Source organism: Natronincola ferrireducens (assembly GCF_900100845.1).
Lineage (GTDB): Bacteria > Bacillota > Clostridia > Peptostreptococcales > Natronincolaceae > Natronincola_B > Natronincola_B ferrireducens.
Genome location: NZ_FNFP01000021.1, coordinates 1 through 1,671, shown reverse-complemented (window position 1 = coordinate 1,671; position 1,671 = coordinate 1). Strand labels below are relative to the sequence as shown.

Sequence of the window (1,671 nt, the reverse complement as noted above, 5' to 3'; positions counted from 1 at the left end):
TGATATGCTCCCTATTAGGTAGACAGATTAAAAAATAAAATCTGTTTATCTAAGGGGAGTATATTTATGTGCAAAAGAAAAAGTTATTCAGCTGATGAGAAATACGAAATTCTAAAATCATACGATGATGGATTGATGACTAGAAATGAGATTCTTTCAAAATTTGGAGTCCACAACAGGACCATTCAAGATTGGCGATATATGTTTAATACTTATGGAATAGAAGGGTTAAAAGCATCAAAAACATGGAATAGGTATTCGCAAGAATTAAAGGAAAGCGCTGTTAAAGACTATTTATCTGGAAAATATTCTTTAAGAGAAATAACTAGAAAATATGAAATACCTAGCAACTCATCTTTACGACAGTGGATAAAAATGTATAATAATCATAGAGATATTAAAGCGACGTCGAAAGGATTGAGCCAATCTATGACTAAAGGAAGAACTACTTCTTGGAAAGAAAAGATCGATATTGTATTGTTCTGTATTGCCAACAACCATGATTATCAGAAAACTGCTGAAGTTCATCGAGTTTCTTATCAACAAGTATATCAATGGGTTAAAAAATATGAACTTGGTGGAGAGGACACTCTAAAAGATGGACGAGGTAGAAAGAAAAACGAGGAGGAATTAACATCAGAGGAAAAGTTCAAACTCGAAATGAAAAAACTTCAAGCTGACAACGAGCGTTTAAGAGCGGAGAATTTACTTTTAAAAAAGTTGGAGGAACTAGAAAGGTGGCGGTATTAAGTAGCATTAGACAAGAAAGTAAATATATTGCAATCAAACACGTTTACGCTAATCAACAGTTTTCTGTCGCCCTTTTATGTGAAATCATGAGTATTCCTCGATCTTCCTACTACAAATGGCTTAATAGGAAGGAGAGCAAACAAGAGACAGAGAATAAGGCATTAATAACCGAGATGATTAAACTATATGAAGAAGTGAATGGTATTTATGGTTATCGTAGGTTGATGATGAACCTAAATCGAAAATTACACAAAAAATACAACCATAAACGGATCTATCGTCTTATGAAGGTCTTAGGTTTGCAATCAGTGATTCGTAGGAAAAAGAAACGTTACATTAAATCCACCCCACAACACATAGCAGAAAACCTGCTTAATCGTGAGTTCACAGCACAAAGGGCAAATACCAAGTGGGTCACAGATGTTACTGAATTCAAATATGGTAATCATAAAGCTTATTTAAGTGCCATACTAGATTTGCATGATAGATCAATTGTTAGTTATGTATTAGGTCACGCTAATAACAACCAGCTTGTATTTAAAACATTAGATATTGCATTAGAAACCAATCCAGGTTCAAGTCCTATGATTCATAGTGACCGTGGATACCAATACACTTCAAATGGGTTTAAACATAAGGTAGAAGCAGCAGGAATGACGCAAAGTATGTCACGTGTAGGAAAGTGTATTGACAATGGGCCAATGGAAGGTTTTTTTGGAACTCTAAAATGTGAAAAGTATTATCTCAATAAATACAATACCTTCAAAGAGCTAAATGAGGCGATAGATGAATACATTCATTTCTATAATCATAAGAGATTACAAAAGAAATTAAGCGACCTTAGCCCGATGGAATTTCGAGCTGTGGCCGCTTAGATTAGTTTTTATTATTTCCACTGTCTACTTGACAGGGTGCAGTTCA

Annotated in this window: 1 protein-coding gene; it reads left to right on the top strand. The window is 34.3% G+C overall.

Annotation, left to right across the window (positions count from 1 at the left end; translation table 11 throughout):
* Positions 1–66: 66 nt before the first annotated feature.
* Positions 67–1,625, top strand: a protein-coding gene (locus BLS22_RS15675; RefSeq protein ID WP_408633700.1) for an IS3 family transposase whose coding sequence is annotated in 2 segments (ribosomal slippage) — positions 67–724 and positions 724–1,625 — 1,560 coding nt in all. Because the reading frame shifts where the segments join, the coding sequence is not laid out codon by codon here.
* Positions 1,626–1,671: the final 46 nt, after the last annotated feature.